This window comes from Acinetobacter sp. YH16032, from assembly GCF_013417345.1.
Taxonomy (GTDB): domain Bacteria; phylum Pseudomonadota; class Gammaproteobacteria; order Pseudomonadales; family Moraxellaceae; genus Acinetobacter.
Genome location: NZ_VPEE01000075.1, coordinates 1 through 4025, shown reverse-complemented (window position 1 = coordinate 4025; position 4025 = coordinate 1). Strand labels below are relative to the sequence as shown.

Here is a 4025-nt window from a genome sequence, read left to right as displayed (position 1 = left end):
GGCTTTGTTTAGCCAAAAAACATAATGACCGCATTTTATTTGAGCCAATTTCAGCCCTCTTGGACTGAAATAATGGCCCAAACAAAATACGGTCTTAGAGGAAAATACACATCAATAAGAAGATAACAGCCAAGCAACCAAAACTCAGAGCCAAAACACGCCATAAATCCTTCTTTTTGGCGTTATTTTGGCTTTCATGCAGTAGGTTCGATACTTCCCTCAGTTGATGTTCAGAATTGCTTAAATCGCTTTTTAGACGCTTAGATAGCATGTGTAGTTGATTTCTTTCTTGGAGGAATTTCTGCCGTTCCTGTGTGAGTTGATCAATTTTTTCTTGGTCTTGGTGAATAATGGGCGTTTCTTTTTCGGCAAGTTGTTTTTCTAGAGCCTGTTTTTCGTTTTTTAAGGTGTTAATCGTCAGTTCAAGTTGTTTAAGTTCTTGATTGGATAGTCGCTGATTTTGCTCTAGTTGTTCATATTTCCCTTTGATCTGTGAAAGTTCATTCTCAAGCTGTCTAATTTTTTCATCAGCCTGTTCATGAGGCTTTGCTAATCGTTCAGTATGTCTTTCAAGCATCAAAACTGTTTGGAATAGCTCATCGTTTTTCTGCTCTAGTTCTGCAATCTTCCACTTTGAATTGTGCAATCCTTTGTAGCGTAAAAGGTCTTCTATACGTGCATCGCCATCTAAGAACTTGTTTTCTAAAACCTGATTACGTTCTTTTAACTGAGTATTTTGAATCTGCATTTGCATTTCACGTTCAGCCATACGGTCTAAACGACGTTTTAGGTTCTGTATTTCATTATTTTGACGAGTAAGCCGGTCTATCTGACGCTCAACTTTGTTTGTTAGGGCTGTTTTGGTCTTTAAAGTGGTTGATTCATCCTCTGCAAACTCTTTGAGATAACGACTTAACAGTGATTCCTCCAAATCAAAGGGCATATTTAAGTCTTTTTTTAGCACTTGGATGATGGATTGATAGGTCAAACCCTCTTTTTTTAGGCGTAAAACATCGTCTAGATGATTTCTCAGCCACTTTTTCTTATTGAACGAAGGTTTATTTTTGATCACTTGAAAGCCTTAATTTTGTTGACGCTCTAAAATCGGTTTTCAACCGATTTTTTTAAGACACACCATACGCACCTTACAGGATGCCACTAAAAAAATTTAGATTTTTTCAGGGTATTTCTTAAAATAAATATATGATTTAAAAATATAAAACAGTAATTTTTATGTAAATACTTCCAAAAATTGCATAACTTTTTACAAGTGATTGATTTTTTTATTTATAGAATTTTAATACGTTTTATAAGGAATCTAGTGCTAGCTGAAAATAGAAAAGCCACCCTGAAGGTGGCTCAAAATTAGTAGCCTAACTCTTTCTTAATCAAATTATGTAAATCTTCATCCGATAAAGTATTGAGCTGACTAACAGCAGCTTTAAGAATGATAGACCGATTTGCTTTAGCAACACGACATTTAACCTTCAGATCATTAATTTGCTCACTTACATCTTCTGTTAACGAAAATGTATATCTTTGAAATTTAGCATTTGATGGGGTTAGTTCCTGAACATTTTTTGATGCACCAGAGATAAAATCATTCACTAATTTTTCATTTTTAGAAGTTTGCTCTTCTCTTTTTAAACCTTTTAAAGCCATTAGAGGTCTCCTAAAAACTCTTTAGCGATTTGTTCAATTTCTTGTTTGGCTTTTTCATCAGATGACATTTCAAAAACGGATAACCCATTTTCATCAGCATCGTCATATATATTTCGATTACACGTAAAATTATTTAATGGAATGAGATCAAACGATTCACATGCTTCTTTAGCATCTAAGATGCGTTGAACTTGACTCGGTAAAGTAGGACATTGAGTAATGACTGCTCTCGTATAGAGTTCAGGATTAACAGCTTTTGCAAGACGTATTAATTTTTCCACATGTACTAATGTTTTTAGATCTCGTCTTTTAGGACGGAAAGGCAAAAGCATATGCGTGGAAACAGTCATTGCAGAACGTAGGGCTTCAGAATCCTGTCCACCAGCATCAATAATGATATCTTGGTATCGCTTAGATAAGTCCATTAGGATTTGTCGAATATTTCCTGAAGCTTGTACTGATGGAATATTTTTTACAGCTGAATTTTCATCACGTTCTTTGATCCAATCGGTTGTTGTACCTTGTGGATCGGCATCGAGTAATAAGATATCTCGATTACTCGCTTGTAAATAAACTGCTAGATTTTGGGCTAAACAACTTTTGCCAGATCCACCTTTTTCACCACCAACTAATATGATCATTTTTATTTAACTTACGTAACTTATTTAACTTAAGTATATTCTAATAATAGAGAAGATCAATGTATTCACATAGTTAACTTTTTACGTAACTTAAATAACTTATGTAACTTACGTAAGTTTATAAAAAAAGTTTTATCTTATATATACTTTTTGATTGAATTGAAAAACAAAATAGATATATTGTATAAACTACAGATATGAAAAAGCCCCGTAACTTTCAAATCTTGGCGGAAGAGAAGTTACAGGGCTTGAATTCTTAGAACATGCTTGCACATGAACTGTATTAATAATACATGGTCATTGTGCATTTGCAAATAGTGAAGATAAGCAAATGCAACAATTATCTTTTCTGCTTGATCAATTTCAAGACAGATTACCTAAAAAGCCTTACTGTGCAGATAATTTGGATTATGGTCTGATGATCATGCCTAAAGAAATTTCTATAAAATACAGATATATACAGCCAAACAGTCCTTACTATTTACATTATCTAGTATTTGATTTGGATTATGAGTCTTCATTATCAGAAATATTATATGGCTTAGTTGGAATTCCATTACCGAACTTATTAGTTGCCAATCCTAATAATGGGCGCTCACATATACTTTTTCAGTTAAAAACACCTGTTTATACAACCGATGCTAGTCGTCAAAAGCCTATCCTTTATGCAAATGCTATTCGTCAAAAATTAGGTGAGTTATTTAATGCAGATCCAGCATATGTGAGTTTGGTATCAAAGAATCCTATCTCAAGTTATTGGCAAACCACTAGCTTGCGAGAAAAACCCTATACTTTAAGTGAACTAGCTCGAAATCTAGACTTAACATGGAAAGATGTTAATAGAGAGATTAAACAAGACGAAGCGATAGGTTTAGGGCGTAATTGTTTTGTATTCAATACGGCTAGGCATTGGGCATATAAAGAAATACGAAAATATCGAGGGAGTACATATACATCCTGGCTTGATTGTGTAGTTCAGCATTGCATAGGGCTTAACCAAGGGCTTACCAACCCAATGACTTTTGGTGAAGTAAAAGGCATTGCTAAATCCATTGCACGATATTGCTGGAAAAAAGACGCCTATTGCTATCAGGAATTTATTGACCGTCAATCTAGAAAAGGAAAGTTAGGCGGTATAAAGGGCGGAGTAGTAAGATCTGCAAAATATCAGCCCTTACGTGTAAAGGCGAAAGAACTACATTTACAAGGATTAAGTTGCCGAAAGATTGCAAATGAGTTGAAAGTATCCAAATCGGTTGTTGCTTCGTGGATAAAGTGTCCAAGTGAGCCTAAATCAGATATTAGCTCTTTGGGAACTGCTTTAAACTTGTTTTCTTAGTTAGGTGTCCAAGTGAGCCTAAGTCAGATATTAGCTCTTTTAGGTGTTTCTTATGTTACCTATATCTTCTTCTGTTTCAACTTTTGCATTGAAAGCTGAAAATAGCTTTATTTCTAAGTGTGACTTGATTGCACTATATGACAGCTTAGTTATTTATAGTTATAACGGTAAAGAAGACTTTGCTTATTGTAAGGAGTTATATCTTAGTGATGAGCCTTATGTAACTTTGTATTCAGTTAAATATGAGCAGAAATTTAGAAACTTGAAGATCAAAGATTTTGATTTTATTTATGGTAAAAGCTTTGAGGATCTGAAGAAAATCTTCTTCCTGGACTGTGCATAAGAGACGTTATGTAACTTTGGAGTACACTCTAAAGTAACGT

At 34.2% G+C, this 4025-nt stretch carries 5 protein-coding genes; 2 read left to right on the top strand and 3 right to left on the bottom strand.

The features are described 5' to 3' along the window. Window positions 1-94: 94 nt before the first annotated feature. The 3 genes from FTV32_RS15920 to FTV32_RS15910 all read right to left on the bottom strand — a co-directional run bounded on the left by FTV32_RS15920 (window position 95) and on the right by FTV32_RS15910 (window position 2303). Window positions 95-1072: a hypothetical protein gene (locus tag FTV32_RS15920; RefSeq protein WP_180029088.1), complete on the bottom strand. Its 978-nt coding sequence runs from the start codon at window positions 1070-1072 to the stop codon at window positions 95-97. 293 nt (window positions 1073-1365) lie between these two features. Next, the gene (locus FTV32_RS15915) at window positions 1366-1662 is read right to left on the bottom strand and encodes a hypothetical protein (RefSeq protein WP_179991832.1); all 297 of its coding nucleotides are present in this window, start codon (window positions 1660-1662) and stop codon (window positions 1366-1368) included. Continuing rightward, the gene (locus FTV32_RS15910) at window positions 1662-2303 is read right to left on the bottom strand and encodes an AAA family ATPase (protein WP_179996672.1); all 642 of its coding nucleotides are present in this window, start codon (window positions 2301-2303) and stop codon (window positions 1662-1664) included. The genes FTV32_RS15915 and FTV32_RS15910 overlap by 1 nt, the downstream gene beginning before the upstream one ends. A gap of 331 nt (window positions 2304-2634) precedes the next feature. Here FTV32_RS15910 and FTV32_RS15905 point away from each other — a divergent pair, with 331 nt between their 5' ends. After that, entirely contained in the window at window positions 2635-3642 is a 1008-nt protein-coding gene (locus tag FTV32_RS15905) for a replication initiation protein (protein WP_180029087.1), read from the top strand. Window positions 3643-3694: 52 nt separating this feature from the next. Further along, window positions 3695-3985, top strand: a complete 291-nt coding sequence (locus FTV32_RS15900) for a hypothetical protein (RefSeq protein ID WP_180029086.1) — start codon at window positions 3695-3697, stop codon at window positions 3983-3985. The last annotated feature ends 40 nt before the right edge of the window (window positions 3986-4025 follow it).

Coding starts and splice junctions, on each gene's coding strand:
- FTV32_RS15905 (WP_180029087.1), top strand. CDS start 2,635: ATGCAACAATTATCTTTTCTGCTTGATCAATTTCAAGACAGATTACCT.
- FTV32_RS15900 (WP_180029086.1), top strand. CDS start 3,695: ATGTTACCTATATCTTCTTCTGTTTCAACTTTTGCATTGAAAGCTGAA.
- FTV32_RS15910 (WP_179996672.1), bottom strand. CDS start 2,303: ATGATCATATTAGTTGGTGGTGAAAAAGGTGGATCTGGCAAAAGTTGT.
- FTV32_RS15915 (WP_179991832.1), bottom strand. CDS start 1,662: ATGGCTTTAAAAGGTTTAAAAAGAGAAGAGCAAACTTCTAAAAATGAA.